At 73.1% G+C, this 24,743-nt stretch carries 16 protein-coding genes and 1 tRNA gene; 3 read left to right on the top strand and 14 right to left on the bottom strand.

The genetic code is table 11. The annotated features are described in order from the left end of the window. Nucleotides 1–3: 3 nt before the first annotated feature. Nucleotides 4–864: a hypothetical protein gene (locus tag ACIA5F_RS12305; protein ID WP_399351941.1), complete on the top strand. Its 861-nt coding sequence runs from the start codon at nucleotides 4–6 to the stop codon at nucleotides 862–864. Continuing rightward, on the top strand, nucleotides 864–3,056 hold the full coding sequence (locus ACIA5F_RS12310) for a hypothetical protein (RefSeq protein ID WP_399351940.1): 2,193 nt from the start codon (nucleotides 864–866) through the stop codon (nucleotides 3,054–3,056). The genes ACIA5F_RS12305 and ACIA5F_RS12310 overlap by 1 nt, the downstream gene beginning before the upstream one ends. 377 nt (nucleotides 3,057–3,433) lie before the next feature. Here ACIA5F_RS12310 and ACIA5F_RS12315 read toward each other — a convergent pair. The 10 genes from ACIA5F_RS12315 to bldG all read right to left on the bottom strand — a co-directional run bounded on the left by ACIA5F_RS12315 (nucleotide 3,434) and on the right by bldG (nucleotide 20,272). Beyond that, nucleotides 3,434–3,507 (bottom strand) — tRNA-Thr (locus tag ACIA5F_RS12315). 184 nt (nucleotides 3,508–3,691) lie between these two features. Then, the gene (locus tag ACIA5F_RS12320; protein WP_399351938.1) at nucleotides 3,692–5,260 is read right to left on the bottom strand and encodes an alpha/beta hydrolase; all 1,569 of its coding nucleotides are present in this window, start codon (nucleotides 5,258–5,260) and stop codon (nucleotides 3,692–3,694) included. A 283-nt stretch (nucleotides 5,261–5,543) separates the two neighbouring features. Further along, nucleotides 5,544–6,755, bottom strand: coding sequence for a DNA polymerase III subunit delta' (locus ACIA5F_RS12325; protein WP_399351936.1), 1,212 nt, complete (start codon nucleotides 6,753–6,755; stop codon nucleotides 5,544–5,546). Between the two features lie 187 nt (nucleotides 6,756–6,942). Continuing rightward, entirely contained in the window at nucleotides 6,943–10,464 is a 3,522-nt protein-coding gene (gene tmk, locus ACIA5F_RS12330) for a dTMP kinase (RefSeq protein ID WP_399351934.1), read from the bottom strand. 234 nt (nucleotides 10,465–10,698) lie between these two features. Next, complete coding sequence (gene topA, locus ACIA5F_RS12335; protein WP_399351932.1) at nucleotides 10,699–13,539, bottom strand: type I DNA topoisomerase; 2,841 nt, start codon at nucleotides 13,537–13,539, stop codon at nucleotides 10,699–10,701. 679 nt (nucleotides 13,540–14,218) lie between these two features. Continuing rightward, a complete protein-coding gene (locus ACIA5F_RS12340; RefSeq protein ID WP_399351930.1) occupies nucleotides 14,219–15,745 on the bottom strand; it encodes a methyltransferase in 1,527 nt (508 codons plus the stop codon). 223 nt (nucleotides 15,746–15,968) lie between these two features. After that, nucleotides 15,969–16,532, bottom strand: coding sequence for a small secreted protein (locus ACIA5F_RS12345; RefSeq protein WP_399351928.1), 564 nt, complete (start codon nucleotides 16,530–16,532; stop codon nucleotides 15,969–15,971). A 163-nt stretch (nucleotides 16,533–16,695) separates the two neighbouring features. Then, nucleotides 16,696–19,098, bottom strand: a complete 2,403-nt coding sequence (locus ACIA5F_RS12350) for a sodium-translocating pyrophosphatase (RefSeq protein ID WP_399351926.1) — start codon at nucleotides 19,096–19,098, stop codon at nucleotides 16,696–16,698. Nucleotides 19,099–19,397: 299 nt separating this feature from the next. Then, nucleotides 19,398–19,832: an ATP-binding protein gene (locus ACIA5F_RS12355; protein ID WP_399351924.1), complete on the bottom strand. Its 435-nt coding sequence runs from the start codon at nucleotides 19,830–19,832 to the stop codon at nucleotides 19,398–19,400. Nucleotides 19,833–19,930: 98 nt separating this feature from the next. After that, nucleotides 19,931–20,272 (bottom strand): anti-sigma factor antagonist BldG, encoded by a 342-nt coding sequence (bldG, locus tag ACIA5F_RS12360; protein ID WP_399351922.1) that lies wholly within the window; start codon nucleotides 20,270–20,272, stop codon nucleotides 19,931–19,933. Between the two features lie 81 nt (nucleotides 20,273–20,353). Between bldG and ACIA5F_RS12365 the strand changes: the two genes are divergently transcribed. Continuing rightward, on the top strand, nucleotides 20,354–22,927 hold the full coding sequence (locus tag ACIA5F_RS12365; RefSeq protein ID WP_399351920.1) for a DEAD/DEAH box helicase: 2,574 nt from the start codon (nucleotides 20,354–20,356) through the stop codon (nucleotides 22,925–22,927). Nucleotides 22,928–22,991: 64 nt separating this feature from the next. Here the strand turns inward: ACIA5F_RS12365 and ACIA5F_RS12370 are convergent, their stop codons facing one another. The 4 genes from ACIA5F_RS12370 to ACIA5F_RS12385 are packed head-to-tail and all read right to left on the bottom strand — an operon-like array spanning nucleotide 22,992 to nucleotide 24,740. After that, nucleotides 22,992–23,396 (bottom strand): Rv3654c family TadE-like protein, encoded by a 405-nt coding sequence (locus tag ACIA5F_RS12370; RefSeq protein WP_399351918.1) that lies wholly within the window; start codon nucleotides 23,394–23,396, stop codon nucleotides 22,992–22,994. Further along, nucleotides 23,393–23,740, bottom strand: coding sequence for a TadE family type IV pilus minor pilin (locus ACIA5F_RS12375; protein WP_399351916.1), 348 nt, complete (start codon nucleotides 23,738–23,740; stop codon nucleotides 23,393–23,395). Before ACIA5F_RS12375 ends, ACIA5F_RS12370 begins: the two co-directional genes overlap by 4 nt. 16 nt (nucleotides 23,741–23,756) lie before the next feature. After that, nucleotides 23,757–23,954 (bottom strand): DUF4244 domain-containing protein, encoded by a 198-nt coding sequence (locus ACIA5F_RS12380; protein WP_399351915.1) that lies wholly within the window; start codon nucleotides 23,952–23,954, stop codon nucleotides 23,757–23,759. 36 nt (nucleotides 23,955–23,990) lie between these two features. Beyond that, nucleotides 23,991–24,740 carry a type II secretion system F family protein gene (locus ACIA5F_RS12385; protein WP_399351913.1) on the bottom strand — a complete coding sequence of 250 codons (750 nt, stop codon included), beginning with the start codon at nucleotides 24,738–24,740 and terminating at the stop codon, nucleotides 23,991–23,993. Nucleotides 24,741–24,743: the final 3 nt, after the last annotated feature.

Below are 24,743 nucleotides of genomic sequence, written 5' to 3' on the forward strand. Positions count from 1 at the left end.
GGCATGGGCGCACACCCGACGCCCCTCGACGTCCAGCGCTTCCTCGTGCCCAAGACAGGTAACTCGCCGGAGGAGTGTGAGGACGCCATTGGCGTCTCGTGGTCACCCGACGCGAGTTCGCTCTTCGCCGCTGTGTCCGACGGGGCGTCCGAGAGTCTGCTCGCCGGGGCATGGGCGAGGCAGCTGGTACACGGCGCCGTCGCGTCGATGGCGGCTGCCGATGACGAACCAGGGGACGGGCAGGACGGCCTGTCCGGGTCCTTCGTCGAGGACCTCCTGGCCCGCACCGTCGACCAGTGGGACGGCTACATCGCGGAATACCAGGAGGAGCGGGCGACCCACGGTCGGCCAATCGCCTGGTACGAGCAGCCGGGCCTGGAAAAAGGGGCCTTCGCCACGCTGGCGGCCGTCCACGTACGGGCGGCGTCGGCGGATCCGAAAGACCCGGAGGCTGTGCGGCCCTGGACCTGGCGGGCTTTCGCTCTCGGCGACAGTTGTCTCTTCCATCTCCGCGGCGGCCGGCTGATCACCTCATCCCCCATCACGGACGGCCATGGCTTCGGCATCACCCCTCAGCTGCTCGGCAGCCGCAACCGGGACGCCGCGCTGATCACCGAACGGGCATCGACCACAACCGGTGGACTGCGCGCGGGTGACGAACTTCTGCTCTCGACGGACGCACTGGCAGCGTGGCTGCTCTCACACCCTGAAATCAGTTCTGACCAAGCCGGAAAGCAGCTCGGAAAACTTGCCGACCTGGATGAGGAAAGCTTCACCGAGTGGGTTCAAAACGAACGTAACAGGTCCCGGATGCGCAACGACGACGTAGCCCTCATTCGCGTGCGGGTGAAGACGGAGGGGTAATGGCGGTCTCCCGCACTGGCGGACCTGTCGCCGGACGGAAATTCCCGACCGGCGCGAACTACGTGGAAGCCCTCCAGAACCCCACGCTGTGTTTCGAGGACCCGGACCTCAAGAACGGGACGGTCCAGCAGAGCCCCATGCTCGGGCCGAAGGCGATCTCCGGGAACTTCGCAAGCGTCTTCTCCATCACCGCCCCGGACGGACGGCGGTACGCGCTGAAATGCTTCACCCGCGACAGCAGCACCCTGGAGGCCCGCTACCAGGCCATCAGCAAGCAGCTCGCCGGCCTCAGGCCTGCCAAGTTGTCCCAGCCCTGGCCGGTCGGCATGGAGTATCTGCCGCACGGCGTCCTCGTCGCCGGTTACTGGTACCCGGCCCTGAAGATGGCCTGGGTGGAGGGCACCAGCCTGATCACGTGGATCGACCGGAACGTCCGGGACGCGGTGGCCGTTCTCAAGGCGGCCGAGCGGTTCGCGGCACTGGCCGCCGATCTGGAGAAGCTCGGCATCGCCCACGGCGATCTCCAGCACGGCAATCTCCTGGTCGCGGCCGACGGCACGCTCCGCCTCGTCGACTACGACGGAATGTACGTGCCCGAGCTCAAAGGGCAGGGCGCCATGGAGAACGGTCACCGCAACTACCAGTCCCCGACTCGCGCGAGCTCGGACTTCGGCCCCTCGATGGACCGCTTTTCGGAGTGGGTCATCTACCTCACCCTCGTGGCGGTCGCCACCGATCCCACCCTCTGGGATCAACTGCACGACGGTCAGGGAGAATTCCTGATCCTGAAAGAGGACGACTTCAAGGAACCGCAGTCCTCACTGGCCTGGAGTCTGCTGCTGACCCATGCAGACCCGGCCCTTCGGGCGCTAGCAGCTCAGACGCACGGCCTGCTCGCCACGGCCGCCCACACGGTGCCCCCGCTGTCCGCGGCCGGGGCGATCCCGGTCCCTGTCCCGGCTCAGCGTCCGGCCCCTGCCGCAGCTACGGCGGGTGGAGCCCCCTCCTGGCTGGCGGGGCACATTCCGCCGCAGCAGAACGTCCCTGGGGGCAGCGGGAGTGCGGGCACGCCCACCGGTACGGGCTTTGCACGCCGGCGCCCCGCAGACATCTTCTCCGGGGTCTTCGCCCTGACCGGATCTGCCGCACCGGCTGCACTGGCCGCCGTCAGCGTGCTGCCGACCGGCTACATGGCCGCCGCCCAGCTGGGAGCTCTGCTGGTATCCGGCGGGGCCCTCCACGCCACCCGACGTTCCCGCCCAGAAGCCAGGGCCTCGAAGGCCCGGCTGCGGGTCCTCCAGCAGCGGGTGAGTGCGCTGAAGGACCCCGTGGCGGCAGCACAGAAGATCCGCCAGGAGATCGAAGCCCTGGCACGGGCCAGCACGAGCCGGGACATCCAGATCAGCCAACAGGTCAAGAGCCTCCAGACCGAACTGCGCGACGAGCAGTCGCGGATCACCGTCACACTCAACAAGGAGACCGGCAATCTCAGGACCAAGCTGAGCGGACTGGCCGCCAAGGAGCAGAGACAACTGGAAGCTGCGCTGGCGTCGGCGGTCAAGACGCACGTCCAGGACAGACTCCGCCGGACTCCCATCCAGGACGTCAAGAAGCTCTCCAACATGGGCAGCGGGACGGTCATGGCCCTGACCGCCGCCGGTATCCGGACGGCCGATGACTTCACCGGGGTCCGGTACGTCCAGGGCAGCCGGTACAGCAACCGCGACGCGTATCTCATCCGGTCCAACGGTCAACAGGTCAAGGTCTCGGGTGTCGGCGAGGTCCGGGCCGCCGCGCTCGAGAGCTGGCGGACCTCGCTGGAGCAGCGTGCCCGGAATTCGGCTCCTTCCAGCGTGAGCGCCCAGGAACGGACAGCGATCCGCCAGCAGTTCGCCGCGCAGAAGAAGAAATACGAAGCGGAGATCACTCAGGCCGAGGGAGTAGCCCGACGGAAGCGCGACCAGCTCCAGCAGCGCATCACCACCAGCCAGCAGCAGGTCAGCAAGGAGAAGCAACAGCACCAGGCGGCCACGCAACGCCAGCGCGCGGTGCTGCTCCAGCGCCAGGCTCAACTCACCGACGCGAGCACCACCCACGACCTGCTGGTCACCCAGCTCGCCACAGTCGGCACGGAGCACCGTCGTGCCTTCGGCCTGCGCCGCTACCTCCGCTTTGTCGCGACGGGACACTGACCGGCCACCTGCCACGGAGCGGCCACTCTCATGCTCGCCGCCGACATCGACGTGAAGATCGTGACGGGCAATCGGGCACAGCCACACCCGGATCACGCGCGACATCTACCAGAGCGTGCTCCCCCAGGCCGGGAAAGAGCGCCGCCGAGGCCACCGCCAAGCTTGTCTCCCTCCAGCGGAAGGCCGAGCAGGAAGAGCGGGCCCGCAAGGCCACCGGAAGGCCAAGGCAAGGAAGGACGCGAAGAAGGGCTGACGCCCCCTCCGCTCACGCATCGCTCACGCACGGGGTTTCGAGCCCCAGCCACCGCACGCGCCGACCGACCCCGGAAATAGCAAAACCCCCAGGTCACGGCGAGTGAGTCCTGGGGGTTCTACAGAGCCGCCTTCGGGATTCGAACCCGAGACCTACGCATTACGAGTGCGTTGCTCTGGCCAGCTGAGCTAAGGCGGCACCGCTGGTCAGACAAGCATTCCCCCGGAGAGGTGCTCTCATCAGCAGCGGCGCCAAGTCTACAGGGTGTGGGGGGGTGCCCCTGACCGTGGGGATGTCGTGGTGGCGGGGCCCGGGGCGGGGCCGGGGTCCGGGTGTCCGGAGGCCTGGGGAGGGGTTCGTGCGGGGTGGTCGTCGTGGTGGGTCAGCACTTCTTGCCGTCGACCGGCGGCCTGCCCTGGAGGAGGTACTCGTTGATCGCGGTGTCGACGCAGTCGCTGCCGCGGCCGTACGCGGTGTGGCCGTCGCCGTCGTAGGTGAGCAGGACACCCGATTCGAGCTGGCCGGCCAGGGCCTGGGCCCACTTGTACGGGGTCGCCGGGTCGCGGGTCGTGCCGACCACCACGATCGGCGCGGCGCCCTTCGCGGTCAGCGGGTGGGCCGTGCCGGTCGCCTTCACCGGCCAGTACGTGCAGTTCAGCGAGGCCCAGGCGAGGCCCGCGCCGAAGACCGGCGACGCCTTCTCGAAGGAGGGCAGGGCTGCCGCGGCGTCCTCCGGGCCGCGGAAGGCCGGCGGCTGGTCGAGGCAGTTGACGGCGGCGTTCGCGAACATCAGGTTGGCGTACTTCCCGTCCGGCTCGCGCTCGTAGTAGCTGTCGGCCAGGGCCAGCAGCCCGGCCCCGTCGCCGTTCGTCGCCGTGGTGAGCGCCTCGCGCAGCTGGGGCCAGGCGGCGGCGTCGTAGAGGGCGGCGATCACCCCGGTCGTCGCGAGGGACTCGCCCAGCGGGCGGGCCGTCTCGCCGGTGGGCACGGGCTGGGCGTCGAGCTTGCGGAAGAAGCTCTTCAGCCGCGCGGCCACCTCGTCCGGGCCGCCCTGGCCGAGCGGGCAGTCGGGCTGCTTCGCGCAGTCCTTGGCGAAGGAGCGGAAGGCGGTCTCGAAGCCCGCCGTCTGGTCCCGGTTGAGGTCGAGGGCCGACCGGGAGGGGTCCATGGCGCCGTCCAGGACGAGGCGGCCGACACGGCCGGGGAAGAGGTCCGCGTACGTCGCCCCGAGGAAGGTGCCGTACGAGGCTCCGACGTACGTCAGTTTCTCGTCGCCCAGGACCGCGCGGAGGATGTCCATGTCACGGGCGGCCTCGACGGTCGAGACGTGCGGCAGGACGCGCTCCGAGCGGGCCTGGCAGCCGGTCGCGAACTCCTGGAAGGCGGAGACCAGCAGGGAACGCTCCGCCGGGTCGTCCGGGGTCTGGTCCACCTGGGTGAACCGGTCCATGGCCGGTCCGGTCAGGCACTCGACCGGACTGCTGCGGTCCACCCCGCGCGGGTCGAAGGAGACCATGTCGTACTGGGCGCGCACGGGCGCGGGGTAGCCGATGGCCGCGTACGCCTGGAGGTACCCGATGCCCGAGCCGCCGGGGCCGCCCGGGTTGACGACCAGCGAGCCGAGCCGCTTGCCGGGGCCGGTGGCCTGGCGGCGGGCCACCGCGAGGTCGATGTCCTGGCCGGAGCCGGGGTTCGCGTAGTCCAGCGGGGCCTTCATGGTGGCGCACTGGAACTCCGGGACACCGCAGTCGCGCCAGCTCGGCTTCTGCCCGTAGTACGGGCGGAGCGCGGCCGGGGGACCGGAGGGCGTGGCCGACTGCGCGGGGCTGCCCTTGGCCGGGGACGCGGCGGCCCGGGGTCCCCCCGAACTTCCCGAGGTGCACCCGGAGAGCAGCAGCCCGGCGGCTGCGATCACGGTTCCGGTGGTGCGCAGCAGGCGACTCGTGTCCATGCCCGGAGGGTACGGCCCCGGCGGGCCGGGATGATCCGGGAACCGGCCCCCGCCCGGCCGCTCCGGTACGGGTCTCCCGGCCGGCCGGTGGCCCCTGGCCGGTCCCCGGACCGGGTCCCGCCGGACCGGCTCCCGCCCCGGCGGCTCCCGCCCCCGCTGCGGACGACACGGCCAGGTCGCTCGTACGGGTGAACGCGCCGCCCGGGGCCGGGCCCCGGCCGCCACCACCACCGCCAGAGGCCGCACCCGGCCGCACCACCGCCACCGGCGGCCGGCCGGGGTGTCAGCCCGCGCGCAGGGCCATCGTCATCGCCTCGACCGCGAGGAGCGGGGCGACGTTCCGGTCCAGGGCGTCCCGGCAGGCGATGATCGCCTCGATCCGGCGCAGGGTCCGCTCGGGGCCGCAGGCGCGGGCCATCCGGTCGAGGTCCGGCCGTATCTCCTCGTTGGCGATGGCCACGGCCGAACCGAGCTGGAGGGCCAGCACGTCCCGGTAGAAGCCGGTGAGGTCGGTCAGGGCCAGGTCGAGGCTGTCGCGCTGGGTACGGGTGCGGCGGCGCTTCTGCCGGTCCTCCAGTTCCTTCATCACGCCCGCCGTACCGCGCGGCATCCGGCTCCCGGCGCCCGCCCCGGCGCCGAGCGCGGCCCGCAGTTCCTCGGTCTCCTTGGTGTCGACCTCCTCCGCGACCTGTTTGGCGTCCTCGGCGGCGGCGTCGACGAGTTCCTGCGCGGCCTTGAGACAGCCGCCCACGTCGTCGACCCGGAGCGGGAGCTTCAGCACGGCGGCCCGGCGGGAGCGGGCGTCCGCGTCGGTGGCCAGTCGCCGGGCCCGGCCGATGTGTCCCTGGGTCGCGCGGGCGGCGGCCTCGGCGACGGCGGGCTCGATGCCGTCCCGCCGGACCAGGACCTCGGCGACGGCGGTGACGGGCGGGGTGCGCAGGGTCAGGTGCCGGCAGCGGGAGCGGATCGTGGGCAGCACGTCCTCCAGCGAGGGCGCGCAGAGCAGCCACACGGTCCGTGGCGCGGGCTCCTCCACCGCCTTGAGGAGCACGTTGCCCGCGCCTTCGGTGAGCCGGTCGGCGTCCTCCAGGACGATGACCTGCCACCGGCCGACCGCCGGGGAGAGCTGGGCCCGGCGGACCAGCGCGCGGGTCTCCTTCACACCGATGGACAGCAGGTCGGTACGGACGATCTCCACATCGGCGTGCGTGCCGATCACCGTGGTGTGGCAGCCGTCGCAGAAACCGCAGCCGGGCTCGCCCCCGAGGGCACGGTCGGGGCTGGTGCACTGGAGGGCCGCCGCGAAGGCGCGGGCGGCGGTGGACCGCCCGGAGCCGGGTGGTCCGGTGAACAGCCAGGCGTGGGTCATCTTGGACGCGGCGGGCGGTTCCGTCCCGGCCGCGACGGCCGTGACCTGGGCGTCCGCGTCACGGGCGGCGGCGGCCAGCTGCGTCTGGACCCGCTCCTGTCCCACCAGGTCGTCCCATACGGGCATCCCGCCCACCGCCTTTCACGTTTCCGTTTTCCGTCCGTACCCGCGCACCGGGTATCCGCGCGGCCGTGCGCCCGGCCCGTCCGTGCAACCGGCCCGTCCGGTCGCCCGGCCGGCCCGGGTCGCGCGCCTGTTCACAGTGTGGCGCGCCCCACTGACAATCCGTTCCCGCTACCGGCGCTCCGGCCGGTCAGCGCCGGCGGCGCGGGCCGCCGCCCTTGCCCCCGCCGTTGCCGCCGCCGTTGCCCCCGGCACCGTCCTCGTCGTACTCGTCGCCCCCGTCGTCCTCGCAGTGGCGGCCCAGGAGTTCGTCCGCCAGCGTCGGCAGGTCGTCGAGCGGGGTCTCCTCGGCCCAGTCCGGGCGGGGGCGGCGCGGGCGGCCGTCCGCGCCGAGGACCGGCAGCTCGCGGGTCACGTCGTTGCCCGCGTCACGGCCGGACTCGTCCCGGAAGATGCCCGGCGGAACCCGGTCGGCCGGGTTCTCCTCCGGCCGCCGTGCCGTCGGCCGCGACGAGGACCGGACCGGACCACCCTGCGCGGCGTCCGCACGGTGGGCGTCCGCACGATGGGCGTCCGACAGCACCTCGTACCGGCCGCCGTCCGGGCGGACGGACGGCAGGACGGCCGTCTCGTCGGCCGGGCCGACCGGGCGGACCGCCGGCAGGACCGCGGTCTCCGTGGCGTCCTCCGACGCGGCCGAACCGGCCGCCCTGGAGCCACCACGCGTGCCGGCAGACCCACGGGCCCCACCAGCACCCGGCCCCCGGGACGACGCCCTCGGGTCGACCTTCGGCACCGGAACCGTCTGGGTGATGTCGTCCGGCTGGACGACCCGCTTGACCACCGGGGTCTCGACCGTCACGGCGTCGTCCGGGTACCGGTTCCCGGCCGTCCTGCCCGTCCCGCCTGTCCCGCCTGTCCCAGCCGTCCCGGCCCGCGGGGCCGGAGCTGCCGGAACCGCCTGAGCCTGGGCCTGGGCCGCCTGGGCCTGGGCCGCCTGGGCAGCGGCCTGGGCAGCGGCCCGGGCGGCTGCCGCCGCCGCCGCGGCGGCCTTCGCCTTCGCCGCCGCCGTCTCGGCCGCGGCGGCCTCCGCCAGCCTGCGCGCCGCCTCCGCCTTCAGCAGGGACTCCTCCGCGCGCCGCTGCTTCTCCCGCCGCCGCTCCTCGGCCTCGGCCCGCAGCCGGGCCTCCTCCGCCGCCTGCTTGCGCAGCCGTTCCTGTTCGGCCTCCCGGGCCCGCTCCTCGGCCTCCGCGCGCAGCCGCTCGGCCTCGGCCCGCGCACGGGCCTCCTCCGCCTCGGCCCGCAGCCGTTCCTGCTCCGCCTTCCGCGCGGCCTCCGCCTCGGCGGCGATCCGCGCCTCCTCGGCCTCGCGGGCCTTCCGGGCGGCTTCCTCGGCCTCGCGGGCCCTGCGGGCCTCGTCCTCGGCCCGCAGCCGCTCCGCCTCCGCCTTGCGTTCGGCCTCCTCGGCCTTGCGCGCGGCCTCTTCCTCCGCCTTGCGCCGGGCCTCGGCCTCGGCGAGGCGCCTGGCCTCCGCCTGGGCGGCCACCTCGGCCGCGGAGAGCGGAAGCATCCGGTCCAGGCGGTGCCGTACGACCGTGGTCACCGAGCCCGGGTCCTGACCGGCGTCGACCACCAGGTAGCGCCCGGGGTCGGACGCCGCCAGGGTCAGGAAACCGGCCCGCACCCGCTGGTGGAACTCCGTCGGCTCCGACTCCAGCCGGTCCGGGGCCTCCGTGAAGCGCTCGCGCGCCGCCTCCGGTGACACGTCGAGCAGGACGGTCAGGTTCGGGACGAGCCCGTCCGTGGCCCAGCGCGAGATCCGGGCGATCTCGGTCGGGGAGAGGTCGCGGCCCGCGCCCTGGTAGGCCACCGAGGAGTCGATGTAGCGGTCCGAGATGACGACCGCGCCGCGCTCCAGGGCCGGCCTGACCACGGTGTCCACGTGTTCCGCCCGGTCGGCGGCGTACAGCAGCGCCTCGGCACGGTCGGAGAGCCCGGCCGAGGAGATGTCGAGGAGGATCGAGCGGAGCCGCTTGCCGACCGGGGTCGCCCCCGGCTCGCGCGTCACCACGACCTCGTGGCCCTTGTCCCGTATCCAGTCGGCCAGCGCCTCGACCTGGGTCGACTTGCCCGCGCCGTCGCCGCCCTCCAGGGCGATGAAGAAGCCGGTGGTGGAGGGGGCCTGTACCGGCTCCCCGCCGCGCAGCGCCTCGCGCAGGTCGCGCCGCAGGGGCACGCCGGCCCGGTCGTCGGCCTTGGCCAGGACGACCACGGCGACGGGCAGCAGCAGGGCGCCGACCAGCATCAGGGTGAAGGCCGCGCCGCCGTGCGAGAGGACGGCCTCGCCGCCGGTCAGCCGGTGCGGGCCGATCAGCGCGGCCAGGAGCGGGGCGAGGACGGCGCCCAGGCCCACGGCCACCCGTACGACGGCCTGGAGGTGTGCGGTGACCCGGGCCCGGCGGAACTCCTCGGTCTCCTGGTCCAGCAGGGTGTGGCCGGTGCTCGCCGCGACGCCCGCGGCGGTGCCGGCGAGCAGGGAGAGGAACAGGACGGTCGCCATGTCCGGGACCAGGCCCGTCAGCAGCAGCGCGAGTCCGGTGACCGCGAGGGCGAGGGCGAGCATCCGGCGCCGGGAGAGCGCGGGCAGCACCTTGCCGGCCTGGTCGGCGCGGATGCCCGCGGCGGTGCCGCCGACCAGCGCGAGGACGAGCAGCGCGAAGGCGGCCGGCCCCCCGCCGAGGTCCACGGCGTGCAGGACGGCCACGGCCGCGGCGCAGGCCACCGCCGCGGCGACCGCCGCGCAGGCCAGCACCAGGAGCCGGACGGCCCCCGTACGTCCCTTCTCGGGCCGCTCGCCCGTCCTGGGGGCCCGCAGGCCCTCCAGCGGGGAACGGGGGCGCGGGGTCCGGGTACCGGGCAGGACCAGCGGGAGCAGCAGCGACACGGAGGCCGCGAAGAGCCCGGAGGCCACGTACGAGCCCAGCGCCGCCTGGTTCTCGGCGAACCAGTCGACGCCGAGCCCGAGGGCCTTGCCGACCAGGGTCGCGGCGAGGAGCACCGCCGCGGCGACGGGCATCGCCGCGAACGCGGTCCGCAGGGTCAGGCGCCGGAGCGTGTCCAGGTGGTCCGGGAGCGGCCGTACGGTCGCCCCCTCCGGCGGGGGCGCGGGCAGCAGCGCGGGAGCGGCGCTCTCCTTGGCCAGGGTCCACAGCCGCTCGGCCGCGCCGGAGACGAGGACGGTGGCCAGCAGGGCGGTGAGCGCGTGCGCGGGCAGCCAGCCGAGCCAGAGCGGGGCGACGACGAAGAGCCCGAGGCGGACCCCGTCGGCGCCGATCATGGTCCAGCGGCGGTCGAGCCTGCCGCCCGCGGCGGTGAGCCGGGCCAGCGGGCCCAGCAGCACGGCGCCGAAGACCAGCGTGGCGAGGATGCGGACGCCGAAGACGGCGGCGACGGCGAGGGCGGCGTCGCGGGCACCGCCCTGGCCTCCGAAGAAGCCCTCGGAGAGGGCCGCCTGGAACGCCAGCAGCACCAGCACCAGCAGGGCGAGGGCATCGCCGACACCGCTCACCAGCTGGGCGCTCCACAGACGGCGCAGCCCGGGGGTGCGCAGCAGTGCGCGCACCGCACGCTCGCGGGAGTCCGCGGCTAGGGCTTCGTCGTAGGTGGGGCGCTCGGAGGCGGTCACGACCGTTGGCTGCTCGGCTCGCGTCATCCGCCCAGCCTATCCGCTGCGCCCGGCTCGATGCGGTCCTCCGCCCCGGAGCCCCGCCGCCGGGTGCCCGGGACGCGGCAGGGCCCCGTGCGGTGCACGGGGCCCTGCCGGACGGGACGGACGTACCGGACGCCGCCGGTCCACGCGTCACGCATCACATGTCACGCGCCACACATCACGCATCACACGCCCATGTGACTCGTACTCGTGCTCGTGCTCGTATTCTCGTGCTCGCTACTCGTCCACGGCCACGGCCACGGCCACGGCGGCCGTCGTCTTCGCGGGTGCCTTCTTGGCGGCCGTCTTCTTGGCCGTCGTCGTCTTCTTCGCGGCCGTCGTCTTCGCGGCGGCGGTCTTGGCCGTCGCCGTCTTCTTCGCGGGCGCCTTCTTGGCCGGGGCCTTCTTGGCGGGCGCCTTCTTGGCCACCTTCTTCGCCGGACTCTTCGCCCGCTTCTCCGCGAGCAGCTCGTAGCCCCGCTCCGGCGTGATGGTCTCGACGTCGTCGTCGCGCCGCAGCGTCGCGTTGGTCTCGCCGTCCGTCACGTACGGCCCGAAGCGGCCGTCCTTGACCACCACCGGCTTCTCGCTCACCGGGTCGGTCCCCAGCTCCTTCAGCGGCGGCTTGGCCGCCGCCCGGCCGCGCTGCTTGGGCTGCGCGTAGATCGCGAGGGCCTCGTCCAGCGTGATCGAGAAGAGCTGGCCCTCGTTCTCCAGCGACCGCGAGTCCGTGCCCTTCTTCAGGTACGGGCCGTAGCGGCCGTTCTGGGCCGTGATCTCCACGCCCTCCGCGTCCACGCCGACCACGCGCGGCAGCGACATCAGCTTCAGGGCGTCGTCGAGCGTGACCGTGTCCAGGCTCATCGACGCGAAGAGGGAGGCCGTCCGCGGCTTGACCGCGTTCTTGCCCGTCTTCGGCGTGCCCTCGGGGAGGATCTCCGTCACGTACGGCCCGTAGCGGCCGTCCTTGGCGACGATCTCGTTCCCGCTGACCGGGTCCTTGCCGAGCGCGAATTCGCCGCTCGGCTTCGCGAACAGCTCCTCCGCGTACGCGGTCGTCAGCTCGTCCGGGGCCATGTCCTCCGGGACGTCGGCCCGCTGGTGGCCCTCGGCGTCCTTCTCGCCCCGCTCCACGTACGGCCCGTAGCGGCCGACGCGCAGCACGATGCCGTCGCCGACCGGGAAGGAGGAGATCTCCCGGGCGTCGATCGCGCCCAGGTCCGTGACCAGCTCCTTCAGGCCGCCGAGGGCGTCGCCGTCGGCCGGTACGACCTCCGAGGCGTTCTCGGCGCCGAAGTAGAACCGCTTCAGCCACGGCACGGACTGGGCCTCGCCCCGCGCGATGCGGTCGAGGTCGTCCTCCATCTTCGCGGTGAAGTCGTAGTCGACGAGCCGGCCGAAGTGCGTCTCCAGCAGGTTCACCACGGCGAACGACAGGAAGGACGGCACGAGTGCCGTGCCCTTCTTGAAGACGTATCCGCGGTCGAGGATCGTGCCGATGATCGACGCGTACGTCGACGGGCGGCCGATCTCGCGCTCTTCTAGCTCCTTGACCAGCGAGGCCTCGGTGTAGCGGGCCGGCGGCTTGGTCGCGTGGCCGTCCACCGTGATCGCCTCGGCGGCGAGCGCGTCGCCCTCCGCGACCTGCGGGAGCCGCTTCTCGCGGTCGTCGAGCTCGGCGTTCGGGTCGTCCGCGCCCTCGACGTACGCCTTCATGAAGCCGTGGAAGGTGATCGTCTTGCCGGAGGCGCTGAACTCGGCGTCCCGGCCGTCGCTCGCCCGTCCGGCGATCTTCACGGTGACGCTGTTGCCGACCGCGTCCTTCATCTGGGAGGCGACGGTCCGCTTCCAGATCAGCTCGTACAGGCGGAACTGGTCACCGGACAGGCTCGTCTCGGCGGGCGTGCGGAAACGATCACCCGAAGGCCGGATCGCCTCGTGCGCCTCCTGCGCGTTCTTGACCTTGCCCGCGTAGACGCGCGGCTTCTCCGGCAGGTAGTCGGCCCCGTAGAGCTGCGTGACCTGCGCCCGCGCCGCCGTCACGGCGGTCTCGGAGAGCGTGGTGGAGTCCGTACGCATGTAGGTGATGAAGCCGTTCTCGTACAGCTTCTGCGCCACCTGCATCGTCGCCTTCGCCCCGAAGCCCAGCTTGCGCGAGGCCTCCTGCTGGAGCGTGGTCGTGCGGAACGGGGCGTACGGGGAACGGCGGTACGGCTTGGACTCGACCGACCGGACGGCGAAGGACGTGTCCTCCAGCGCGGCGGCCAGCGCCCGTGCGTTCGCCTCGTCGAGGTGCAGCACCTCGCTCTTGAGCTGCCCGTTCGAGCCGAAGTCGCGGCCCTGGGCGACGCGCTTGCCGTCCACCGCGTTCAGGCGGGCGACCAGGGTCGAGGGGTCGGAGACGTCACCGGCGCGGCCGGTGGAAAAGGTGCCGGTCAGGTCCCAGTACTCGGCGGACCGGAAGGCGATGCGCTCGCGCTCCCGCTCGACGACGAGGCGGGTGGCCACCGACTGGACGCGCCCGGCCGACAGCCGGGGCATGACCTTCTTCCACAGGACCGGCGAGACCTCGTAGCCGTAGAGGCGGTCGAGGATGCGGCGGGTCTCCTGGGCGTCGACCATGCGCTGGTTCAGCTCGCGCGGGTTGGCGACGGCGTCACGGATCGCGTCCTTGGTGATCTCGTGGAAGACCATCCGGTGGACGGGGACCTTGGGCTTGAGGACTTCCTGCAGGTGCCACGCGATGGCTTCGCCCTCGCGGTCCTCATCGGTGGCGAGGAAGAGCTCGTCGGATTCGGCCAGCAGCTCCTTGAGCTTCCTGACCTGCGCCTTCTTGTCGGCGTTGACGACGTAGATCGGCTGGAAGTCGTGTTCGACGTCCACGCCGAGGCGACGGACCTCGCCGGTGTACTTGTCGGGAACCTCGGCCGCGCCGTTCGGGAGGTCGCGAATGTGCCCGACGCTCGCCTCGACGACGTATCCCGGGCCGAGGTAGCCCTTGATCGTCTTCGCCTTGGCAGGGGACTCGACGATGACGAGTCGGCGGCCGCCCTTTGCGGTCTCGCTAGTCGGGGACAACTTGGCTCTTCTCTCCGGTCGGCACTCGGTCGCGGTACGGCGACGCTGCGGAGTGTGACGGTACAACCCGCCCCCGTGTCAAACGGCACAAGCCCGCAACGGCCACTCGAACGGTAACCCGACAAGTGCCACTTCTGCCGCCCGGATGCCCCGCGGGCCCGTTCCCGGTCACCGGGCCGGGTGGCCCGGGGGCCGTCTGGCCCCGTCCGCGTACGCCGGTCCGCCGGTGTGCCGTCACCGGTTTTCCCGGCCGGACCACGCCCCTCCGCACCCCTCCGCGCCCTTCGGGGCCTGTCCTTCCGGCACCTCCCGCGCGCCTGCGCGCCCGTCGGTGCCCGCCCGCGCCCGCCCGGCGCTGCCCGGCATGTCGCCCGTCCGTGGCCCCGCGCGGGTCGGGGCCGCGCGGGGCCACGGACGCCGGCGGACGGCGGGACCGCGCCGACCTGCGGTGGGAGCGGTCCGGCCACGGCGGGGCGCACGTCTTCGACAACCGGCGCGCGACGCGGGACGCACGCCCCCCACCACGGCCCGCCACGACCCGGCAGGGCCCCGCGCCGACCCGTTCACCAGGCCGGTACGGACCTTCGCGGACCCTCGCGGACCTGCCGGACGCCCCGCGCGGGCCCCCTGGCCGGGGCCCGTCAGCCAGGGGAACGCACCGGGCGGACCCGGGGGTGCCTCACGGCTTGGGCCGCCCCCCGGACTTCGGCAGCGGCTCCAGGAAGCCCTGCTCCACCAGCATCCGGATGGCCTCCGGGGTCCGGTCGCGCAGGACGACCGGGTCCTCCTGGACGAGCTGCGCGATCGCGTCCAGGATGCGGCCCGCGCTCAGTGAGCCGTCGCACACCCCGGCGAAGCCCGCGCCGACCGTGTCGACCTTGGTGGCGCGGCGCATCCCGCGGTTCTGGCGGAGCACCACGTGCTCCGGGTCCTCCGCCCCGGGGGCTCCGACCTGCTCCTGGACCACTTCTCCGGCCAGCAGGAAGTACTCCTCCAGCAGGGCCGCGTCGTCGTGGGCGCGCAGGTAGTCCTGCCGGGCGAAATGTGCCACGACGGTGTCGCCGAGCGGCTGCTCCACCGAGTGCGGCCACTCCTCGACCACGATCGAGGGCTCGGCCGCGTCACTGCGCCGCAGGGTGATCCAGCCGAAACCGACCGCCTTGGTCCCGCGCGCCTCGAACTCGTCCAGCCACGCCTCGTACCGCCGCGCGTACTCGGCCGGGTCCTCGCGGTGGTCGCCCGCATCCCGCAGCCACAATTCCGCGTACTGCGTCACGTCCTGCACATCGCGCTGCACGATCCAGGCGTCGCAGCCGCGCGGTACCCAGGAGCGGAGCCGGTCGTGCCAGTCCTCGCCCTCCACGTGCTGCCAGTTGCCGAGGAACTGCGCGTACCCGCCCGGGTTGAGCCGGGCACCGGCCTCCTGGACCAGGGTCCGGCACAGGTCGTCGCCGCCCATTCCGCCGTCCCGGTAGGTCAGCCGGGCGCCGGGCGAGATCACGAACGGCGGGTTCGACACGATCAGGTCGTACGTCGCCCCGTCGACCGGTTCGAAGAGCGACCCGGCGAGCAGTTCGGCCTCCGGCGCACCGGACAGCGCCAGGGTCAGCCGGGTGAACTCCAGGGCCCTGGGGTTGACGTCGGTGGCGGTGACCCGGGTGGCGTGCTGGGCCGCGTGCAGGGCCTGGATGCCCGATCCGGTGCCCAGGTCGAGGGCGGTGGCGACCGGGGTGCGGACGGTGATCCCGGCCAGGGTGGTCGAGGCACCGCCGACGCCGAGGACCACGCCCTCCTGACGGCTGCCGATCCCGCCGGCCCCGCCCACGGCGCAGCCGAGGTCCGAGACGATGAACCAGTCCTCCCCGTCCGGGCCGCCGTAGGGGCGTACGTCGACGGTGGCGCGGACCTCGTCGCCCTCGCGCCGCAGCCAGCCGTCGGCCAGGGCCGACCCGACGGGCAGCGCGGCCTCGGCGCGGCGGGCGGGGACGGGCCGCTGGAGCAGGAACAGCAGGACCAGGCTGGCGAGCGGGTCGTCCCCGCGGCCACGGGTGGCGCGCAGGGCGGGAACGGTCTCGCTGCGGGCCAGCGCGGCGTAGGCGGGTGCGCCGAGCAGGTCGAGCAGCCCGTCGGCGGTGAAGCCGGCGGCGAGCAGGGCCTTGCGGAGTTCGGCGGCGCGGTCGGGCGAGGGAAGGCTGGTGGTACTCACCCGTCCATTGTGTCGGCCCGCGCCGACAATGCGTGCGCCACGCGGCGCTCGGCGTGGGGACCGCCCCGCCCGTGTCCCCGGGCCGGTCCGGACAGCGGCGTGCCCGGCCCGCACCGCAGGCCGGGCGCACGGCCGGGGACGGTCGCCGGCGTCACCGCACGGACGTCACCGCACGGACGTCACCACGCGGCCGTCACCGCACCGGAGTCACCCGCACCGGAGTTCACTGCGCGGGCGACTGGGTCGTGACCTGGCAGCCCTTCTGGCTGTTCATCGCCTTGTCCAGACCACCCGAGTTGAGCTTGCCGAGCGCGTCCTTGCCGCCCTTGGTCGCCGCGTCGAGACCGCCCGCCACCTCCTTGAGGCCCTCGGCGAACTTGCCCTGGTCCTTGACGTCGAGCCCGTCCATCTTCGTCTTCAGGTCGGCATAGCCCTTGGAGGTCGACTCGAACCCCTTGACCGCCGCGTCCTGCGTCCCCTTGCCGTCCTTGACCGGCGGAACCCCTGCCTCCTGAACGGCGTTGCCCATCGCCTTGTAGGACTCGGACATGGTCGCGAAGGCCGCCGAGTCCGTCTTCTGGACCTCCTCGGGCTTGCTGCTCTCCGTCGCCACGCGCTTGATGTCGGCGTTGGCGTTCTCGATCTTCTTGAGTTCGGGCTGCCACTTGTCACAGACCTTCTTGGCCCAGGCGTCAGCCTTCTGGTCGCTGTCGTCCCCGCCGCAGCCGGAGAGGACGAGCATCAGTACCGCACTGCCCGACAACGCGGCAGCAAGCTTCTTGTTCACCGGATTGGTCCCTTCGAAGGCTCTCGGCCCGGAAGATACACGCCTGCCGTCGGGGGACGCGCAAAGGCGGACAGACGGCGCGTCGGTCCGCACCGCCTGTCCGCCTTTCGGGCGCACGGCCGGCCCTGCCCGGCCCGCGCCCGTCCCTCGTCCGGAATCCGGGTCAGGAGACCGGCGCGGGATCGGCCTGCTGGCCCACCCGCTCGGCGGCTCCGCCCTCGCTGTCGGAGCCGACCACGATGCCGCGGCGCTTGGAGATGTACACCGCACCGATGATGACGGCGATCGCGAGACCCGCGACGACCGCCCGTACGGTCGCGTTGGCGTCCACGCCGTAGCTGAACTGCACGACCGCCGGAGCGATCAGCAGCGCCACCAGGTTCATGACCTTGAGCAGCGGGTTGATCGCCGGACCGGCGGTGTCCTTGAAGGGGTCGCCGACCGTGTCGCCGATGACGACCGCGGCGTGGGCCTCACTGCCCTTGCCGCCGTGGTGACCGTCCTCGACGAGCTTCTTCGCGTTGTCCCACGCGCCGCCGGAGTTGGCGAGGAAGACCGCCATCAGGGTGCCGGTGCCGATGGCGCCGGCGAGGAAGGAGCCGAGCGCGCCGACCCCGAGCGAGAAGCCGACCGCGATCGGGGTGAGGACCGCGAGCAGGCCGGGCGTGGCGAGTTCGCGCAGCGCGTCCTTGGTGCAGATGTCGACGACGCGGCCGTACTCGGGCTTCTCCGTGTAGTCCATGATCCCGGGGTGTTCCCGGAACTGGCGCCGCACCTCGTAGACCACGGCCCCGGCGGAGCGGGAGACCGCGTTGATGGCGAGGCCGGAGAAGAGGAACACGACGGCCGCGCCCAGGATCAGCCCGACCAGGTTGTTCGGCTGGGCGATGTCCAGACTGAGGTTCATCTCCCCGGCCTTGGCCCCGACCTGCTTGACGGCGGTGGCGATCGCGTCGTTGTACGAGCCGAAGAGCGCGGCGGCGGCGAGCACGGCCGTGGCGATGGCGATGCCCTTGGTGATGGCCTTGGTGGTGTTGCCGACGGCGTCCAGGTCGGTCAGGACCTGCGCCCCGGCCCCCTCGACGTCGCCGGACATCTCCGCGATGCCCTGCGCGTTGTCGGAGACGGGCCCGAAGGTGTCCATGGCGACGATGACGCCGACGGTGGTGAGCAGGCCGGTGCCGGCCAGCGCCACCGCGAAGAGCGCGAGCATGATCGACGTACCGCCGAGCAGGAACGCCCCGTAGACGCCGAGGCCGATCAGGAGCGCCGTGTACACGGCGGACTCCAGGCCGACGGAGATGCCGGCGAGCACGACGGTGGCGGCGCCGGTCAGCGAGGACTTGCCGATGTCCCGGACGGGACGGCGGCTGGTCTCGGTGAAGTAGCCGGTGAGCTGCTGGATCAGGGCCGCGAGCACGATGCCGATGGCGACGGCGACGACGGCCAGCACGCGCGGGTCGCCCGCGTGGTTGGCGATCGCGGGGTCCTCGACGCCCGCGAGCTCCTTGTACGTGGACGGCAGGTAGGCGTAGACGGCGACCGCGACCAGGACCAGGGAGATCGCGGCGGAGATGAAGAAGCCGCGGTTGATCGCGGTCATCCCGCTGCGGTCGGAGCGGCGCGGGGAGACCGCGAAGATGCCGATCATCGCGGTGACGACGCCGATCGCGGGGACGATCAGCGGGAAGGCCAGGCCCAGGTCGCCGAAGGCGGCCTTGCCGAGGATGAGCGCGGCCACCAGGGTGACGGCGTACGACTCGAAGAGGTCGGCCGCCATCCCGGCGCAGTCGCCCACGTTGTCGCCCACGTTGTCGGCGATGGTCGCGGCATTGCGCGGGTCGTCCTCCGGAATGCCCTGTTCGACCTTGCCGACCAGGTCGGCGCCGACGTCGGCGGCCTTGGTGAAGATGCCGCCGCCGACGCGCATGAACATCGCGATCAGGGCGGCTCCGAGGCCGAAGCCCTCCAGCACCTTGGGGGCGTCGGCGGCGTAGACGAGCACGACGCAGGAGGCGCCGAGCAGACCGAGGCCGACGGTGAACATGCCGACCACGCCGCCCGTGCGGAAGGCGATGCGCATCGCCTTGTGGGAGACGTCGGTGAGGTCCTTGGCGGGCTCGCCCGGCGCGGGGGTCGCCTCGCGCGCGGCGGCGGCGACGCGCACGTTGGCCCGGACCGCCAGGCGCATGCCGATGTAGCCGGTGGCCGCGGAGAAGAGGGCGCCGACGAGGAAGAAGGCGGAGCGTCCCGACCGCTGCGACCAGTCGTCGGCGGGGAGCAGGAAGAGCAGGAAGAAGACCAGGACGGCGAAGACCGCCAGGGTGCGCAACTGCCGGCCGAGGTAGGCGTTGGCGCCTTCCTGGACGGCCGCGGCGATCTTCTTCATCGAGTCGGTGCCCTCGTCGGCGGCGAGGACCTGGCGGACCAGGATCTGCGCGACGACGAGCGCGGCGAGTGCCACGGCCGCGATGACGATCACGATGAGCCGATTGTCATCGGTGAGTACTGCGGATGCCAGATCATGGGTGCGATCGGGCGCGATAGGGGTGAAGAGCCCCGTCATTCGTCCTCCTTGACGTGATGAGCTCAAGATGTGGACGGATTGTAGGGAGCAGATCCTGATCAAAACAGTGCGCCGGAAACAGAATTGGCTCGCACCTGCTCCTCAGCAATGGATCACGTCACTCCTTTACCCCCGAAAGTAGTAATGGGGCAAAACCATTGACACCCGGTGACACCCGGTCGCCGGCCGGGGGATTATCGCAAAGCATGAAAAAGGCCCTGCTCAGCAGGGCCTTGGTGGAGATCGGACGATACGACGGACCGTCACGCGCAGGGTGACGGGCGCCTGACCCGAACGGACTAGTCCGCTTCGGCGGCGCCGTGCAGCGGCCAGCGCATCCGGATGGTTCCGCCCGAATCCCCACGGGTCACCTCGACGTCGTCGACGAGCCCGCTGATCACGGCGAGACCCATCTCGTCCTCGCCGTCCTGGTCCAGGGCGGCGTCCCTCCCGGGCACGGCACCGGCCGGACCGCCGGCCGGGCCGGGAACCTCGTCGCCGACCTCGATGGAGAACACCTTCTCCTCGTCGGTCAGGACGACCCGGACGGGCGCGGTCAGTCCGTTGCCGCGATGGAGCCCGACGGCGCGCGAGCATGCCTCGCCCACGGCGAGGCGGACCTCGTCGAGGACGGCTTCCTCCACCCCGGCCCGGCGCGCCACGGCGGCCGCCACCAGGCGGGCCGTCCGGACGTGTTCGGGCTGGGCGCTGAAGCGCAGTTCAACGGTGGCCATGCGCGTCCCCCTCGGACTACAGGCGTGCCTTGCGGAGGCACCGGGCCATGGCCCGGTGCCCCTCGCTTCTCGTCGGCTCCTCCACGTGCCCGGAGCCGTCAGTCGGTGGCGTTGACCGCCTCTTCCACGGTCTGGTGGATCGGGAACACCTTGGTCAGACCGGTGATGCGGAAGATCTTCAGGATGCGCTCCTGGTTGCAGACCAGACGCAGCGAGCCCTCGTGCGCACGGACGCGCTTGAGACCTCCCACCAGCACCCCGAGTCCGGTGGAGTCGAGAAAGTCCACTCGCTCCATGTCGACGACCAGGTGGTAGCTGCCGTCGTTCACCAACTCGACCAACTGTTCGCGCAGCTTGGGCGCGGTATACACATCAATCTCGCCACCGACCTCTACGACCGTGCGGTCGCCTACAGTGCGAGTCGACAGGGACAGGTCCACGGAACCTCCAGCACCTTGCTATCGAGCGGCGCCCCCCAGGGGCCTCCCCGCCCGAAGGTTGGGGAGGGATTGGCTGCCGCGATGGCATTCAATCACTTACCGGCAGGCGCGCACGACGCCTTCCGACCATTGTCCCGCACGCCGGTGACACACTCGGTTCCAATGGCCAATACTCACCGTCCCGGTCGGCCCACGGCGCCCGCGGACCTCCGACCCACCCCCGGCACGGTCCTGGACCGGCTCTCACGGGGGCCTTCCCGGGCTGCGCGCATCACCCATACGGAGCACTTGCCCCCGCGGGAGGGCCGTCATGCGGTCTGGCCCGACCGCATCCGGACGGATGTCGTGGCCGCCGTCCGGGCCGCGGGGATCGAGCATCCCTGGGAACACCAGGCCGCGGCGGCCGAGCACGCCCTGGACGGCGAGTCGGTGGTCGTCGCCACCGGCACGGCCTCGGGCAAGTCGCTGGCCTACCTCGCGCCCGTCCTCTCGGCCCTCGCGGACGGCGCCGAGGCCCCGAACGGCCGGGGCGCCACCGCCCTGTACCTGGCCCCGACCAAGGCCCTCGCCGCCGACCAGCGGCGCGCCGTACGGGCGCTGGCCGCCCCGCTCGGCAACGCCGTCCGCCCCGCGGTCTACGACGGCGACACGCCCGTCGAGGAGCGTGAATGGGTACGCCAGTACGCCAACTACGTCCTGACCAACCCCGACATGCTGCACCGGGGCATCCTTCCCGCCCACCCGCGCTGGTCCTCCTTCCTGCGGGCACTGCGGTACGTCGTGATCGACGAGTGCCACACCTACCGCGGGGTCTTCGGCTCCCACGTGGCCCAGGTGCTGCGCCGGCTGCGGCGGCTGTGCGCCCGCTACGGCTCCGAGCCGGTCTTCCTCCTGGCCTCCGCCACGGCGAGCGATCCGGCCATCGCCGCCTCCCGGCTGACCGGGGTCCCGGTGACCGAGATCACCGACGACGCCTCACCGCGCGGCGAGGTGGTCTTCGCCCTGTGGGAGCCGCCGCTCACCGAGGCGCGGGGCGAACGGGGCGCGCCCGTACGCCGCACCGCCACCGCCGAGACCGCCGGCCTGCTGACCGACCTGGTCGTCCAGGGCGTCCGCACGGTCGCCTTCGTCCGCTCCCGGCGCGGCGCCGAGCTGATCGCCGTGATCGCCCAGGAGCGGCTCGCGGAGGTGGACCGCTCGCTGCCCGGGCGGGTCGCCGCCTACCGGGGCGGCTACCTGCCCGAGGAACGCCGGGCCCTGGAGCGGGCCCTGCACTCCGGGGAGCTGCTGGGGCTGGCCGCCACGACCGCCCTGGAGCTGGGCGTGGACGTCTCGGGGCTGGACGCCGTCCTGATCACCGGGTACCCGGGCACCCGGGCCTCCCTGTGGCAGCAGGCCGGACGGGCCGGACGCGCGGGCCAGGGCGCCCTGGCCGTGCTGGTCGCCCGGGACGACCCGCTGGACACCTACCTCGTCCACCACCCGGAGGCACTGTTCGACCGGCCCGTGGAGGCCACCGTCCTCGACCCCGACAACCCCTACGTCCTCGCCCCCCACCTGTGCGCGGCGGCGGCGGAGCTGCCGCTGACCGAAGCGGACCTGGCACTGTTCGGCCCGGCGGCGGCGGAGCTGATCCCCCAGCTGGAGGCGGCCAAGCTGCTGCGCAGGCGGGCCACGGCCTGGCACTGGACCCGGCGGGAGCGGGCCTCGGACCTGACCGACATCCGGGGCGACGGCGGGCGCCCGGTGCAGATCGTGGAGGCCGCCACGGGCCGGCTGCTCGGCACGGTCGAGGAGTCGGCCGCCCACACCGCCGTCCACGACGGGGCCGTCCACCTCCACCAGGGCCGCACCTATCTCGTGAAGCGCCTGGACCTGGAGGACTCGGTCGCCCTCGTCGAGGAGGCGGCCCCACCCTTCTCCACCACCGCCCGCGACATCACCTCCGTCTCCGTCCTGGAGACCGAGACCGAGGTCGCGTGGGGGCGGGCCCGGCTCTGCTACGGCTCCGTCGAGGTCACCCACCAGGTCGTCTCCTATCTGCGCCGCAAACTGATCACCGGCGAGGTGCTCGGCGAGGCGAAACTCGACCTGCCGCCCCGCACCCTGCGCACCCGGGCCGTGTGGTGGACGGTCACCGAGGACCAGCTCGACGAGGCCCGGATCACCCCGGAGATCCTCGGCGGCGCCCTGCACGCCGCCGAACACGCCTCCATCGGCCTGCTCCCGCTCTTCGCCACCTGCGACCGCTGGGACATCGGCGGCGTCTCCGTCCCCCTGCATCCCGACACCCTCCTCCCCACGGTCTTCGTCTACGACGGCCACCCCGGCGGCGCCGGCTTCGCCGAACGCGCCTTCCACACGGCCCGCGCCTGGCTGACCGCGACCCGCGACGCGATCACCGCCTGCGAATGCGAGGCCGGCTGCCCCTCCTGCATCCAGTCCCCCAAGTGCGGCAACGGCAACGAACCCCTCCACAAACGCGGCGCCGTCCGCCTCCTGACCCACCTCCTCTCCACTGCTCAGGACCCCACCCCGACCACCGGCCCCTCGGGGATGTCCGGGGCCGTACCCGCCCCGGACACCGAAACCCTGGACACCGGCACTCCGGACACTGGCACTCCGGACACCCGTGCTCCGGAGCCCCGGACCTGACCCCGGCGGATCGGCCGACCGCCGCCGGGAGGAGCGGCCACGCGACGGACGCGGTCAGCCGGCCTCAGGGCGGCCGGTCCCCGGCCGGCCGGGAACGGCCTTCGGGCGGGGCCGGTGATGAGGCCGGGGGCGGTGATGAGGCCGGGGGCGGGCCCGCGCGGGCCCGGATGCCGGGAGCGAAGGGACCCGTCGCGACGCGGGCCGTCACCTCGGCCACCTCACCGTGGAGGCGGCAGGCCGTCACGGTCGCGCTCTGGGCCCGGGCGACCCGCAACGCGGCGGCACAGGCTGCCTCCGGCCCGTGGGCCCAGGTCGCGGCGGCGGCCAGCGAGGCCAGGTCGGCGGCGGCAGCCGCGCGGTGGCGGGCCACGACGGCCTGGCCCAGCAGAAGCACCCCGCCGAACACCGCGCCCAGCACGGTGGCCACCAGCGCCGCCCACACCGTGGCCGAACCCCGGTCCCGGCTCACGACGGCGGCCCCACGCTGTCCTCCGCCAGGGCCGCCGCCTGCGCGCCGAGCCGTACGGGCAGCCCGCCCGGCCCCGGCGCGGGCGCCGCCACCCGGACCCGCCACAGGTCACCCACCCGCTCCACCTCCACCTCCGCCCCCGGCGGCGCGGCCGACCGGGCCGCCGCCACCGCCACCTCCACCGGCTCCGCCCGGGACGCGGCCCGGGCACCGGCCCGCGCCGCGTCCACGCACCGGATCTGCGCGGCCGCCGCCATCAGCGCCCACACCAGCAGCGCCGCGAACAGCACCAGTGCCGGGATCACCAGGGCGGCCTCCGCCGTCACGAATCCCCGGTCCCGCATTACGCGGGCTTTTTCCTCAGAACGGCACATCAAGCGCCTTCCCGATGGTCGACTGAAGGGCCGTGGAAACCACCTCGCTCGTCACCACCTTGTACAGAACAGCGGCGAACGCACAGGCCGCGATCGTGCCCATGGCGTATTCCGAAGTCGACATCCCGTCATCACCGCCACGCCCCTTCAGTACCGCCCGCACACGAAACCAGATGATCCTCATGGCAACCTCCTGTTGATTTCCGTTGTTGAAGTGATGTCAGGTGTTCGAGAGAAGACCGGAAGCCATACCGATCACCACGGGTGCGACCCCGATCGCGAGAAATGCGGGGAGGAAACACAGACCCACCGGAGCGGTGACGAGCACCGCCGCCCGCTGGGCCCTGGCCCCGGCCCGCCGGGCCCGGTCCTCCCGGAGGGCCGACGCGAGGCGGGAGACCGGTTCCGCGGCCGGTGCGCCCGTCCGGGCGGCCCGCTCCAGACACTCCGCGAGGGGCCCGGCGCCCGGTAACTGCGCCAACCTCCCCCACGCGGCGCCCGGTTCGCCGCCGAGCCTCAGCTCGGCCCCGGCCAGCGTCAGCCGCTCACCCACCGGGCCGCCCAGGGACTCCCCCACCACCTCCGCGGCCTCCACCGGACCGGCGCCGGCCGCCAGACACGCGGCCAGCAGATCGGCGGCGAACGGCAACTGCCGCCGCGCCTCCCGCAGGTCCGCCCCGGTCGGCGGCCGGGCCCTGGCCTGCCACCGGCGCACCCCGAACGCCGCCGCGCACCCCGCCGCCGCGCCCGTGACCCCGCCGAGCAGCAGCCAGCCCGCCAGCAGAGCCCCTGCCGGGCCCGCCCATGTGACCGCCACGCCCCGGCTCCGCCTGCCCCGCGCCGGTGCGCGGCGCACCGGTTCCACGGCCAGCAGGACCGCGATCCGGCGCCGGGCGTCCCGCGCCCGGACCCGGGACGCCACCTCCGACGCCACGCACAGCACCGCCGTCGCGAGACACACCGCTGTCACGAG

Origin of the sequence: Streptomyces sp. NPDC051567 (assembly GCF_044454165.1) — a bacterium.
GTDB lineage: Bacteria > Actinomycetota > Actinomycetes > Streptomycetales > Streptomycetaceae > Streptomyces.

Excerpts from the sequence above, each read along its gene's own strand:
- ACIA5F_RS12350 (WP_399351926.1), bottom strand. The coding sequence starts at position 19,098 with ATGACGGGGCTCTTCACCCCTATCGCGCCCGATCGCACCCATGATCTG.
- ACIA5F_RS12320 (WP_399351938.1), bottom strand. The coding sequence starts at position 5,260 with ATGGACACGAGTCGCCTGCTGCGCACCACCGGAACCGTGATCGCAGCC.
- ACIA5F_RS12380 (WP_399351915.1), bottom strand. The coding sequence starts at position 23,954 with ATGAGGATCATCTGGTTTCGTGTGCGGGCGGTACTGAAGGGGCGTGGC.
- ACIA5F_RS12355 (WP_399351924.1), bottom strand. The coding sequence starts at position 19,832 with ATGGCCACCGTTGAACTGCGCTTCAGCGCCCAGCCCGAACACGTCCGG.
- ACIA5F_RS12325 (WP_399351936.1), bottom strand. The coding sequence starts at position 6,755 with ATGCCCGTATGGGACGACCTGGTGGGACAGGAGCGGGTCCAGACGCAG.
- ACIA5F_RS12365 (WP_399351920.1), top strand. The coding sequence starts at position 20,354 with ATGGCATTCAATCACTTACCGGCAGGCGCGCACGACGCCTTCCGACCA.
- ACIA5F_RS12305 (WP_399351941.1), top strand. The coding sequence starts at position 4 with ATGGGCGCACACCCGACGCCCCTCGACGTCCAGCGCTTCCTCGTGCCC.
- ACIA5F_RS12375 (WP_399351916.1), bottom strand. The coding sequence starts at position 23,740 with ATGCGGGACCGGGGATTCGTGACGGCGGAGGCCGCCCTGGTGATCCCG.
- tmk (WP_399351934.1), bottom strand. The coding sequence starts at position 10,464 with ATGACGCGAGCCGAGCAGCCAACGGTCGTGACCGCCTCCGAGCGCCCC.
- ACIA5F_RS12310 (WP_399351940.1), top strand. The coding sequence starts at position 864 with ATGGCGGTCTCCCGCACTGGCGGACCTGTCGCCGGACGGAAATTCCCG.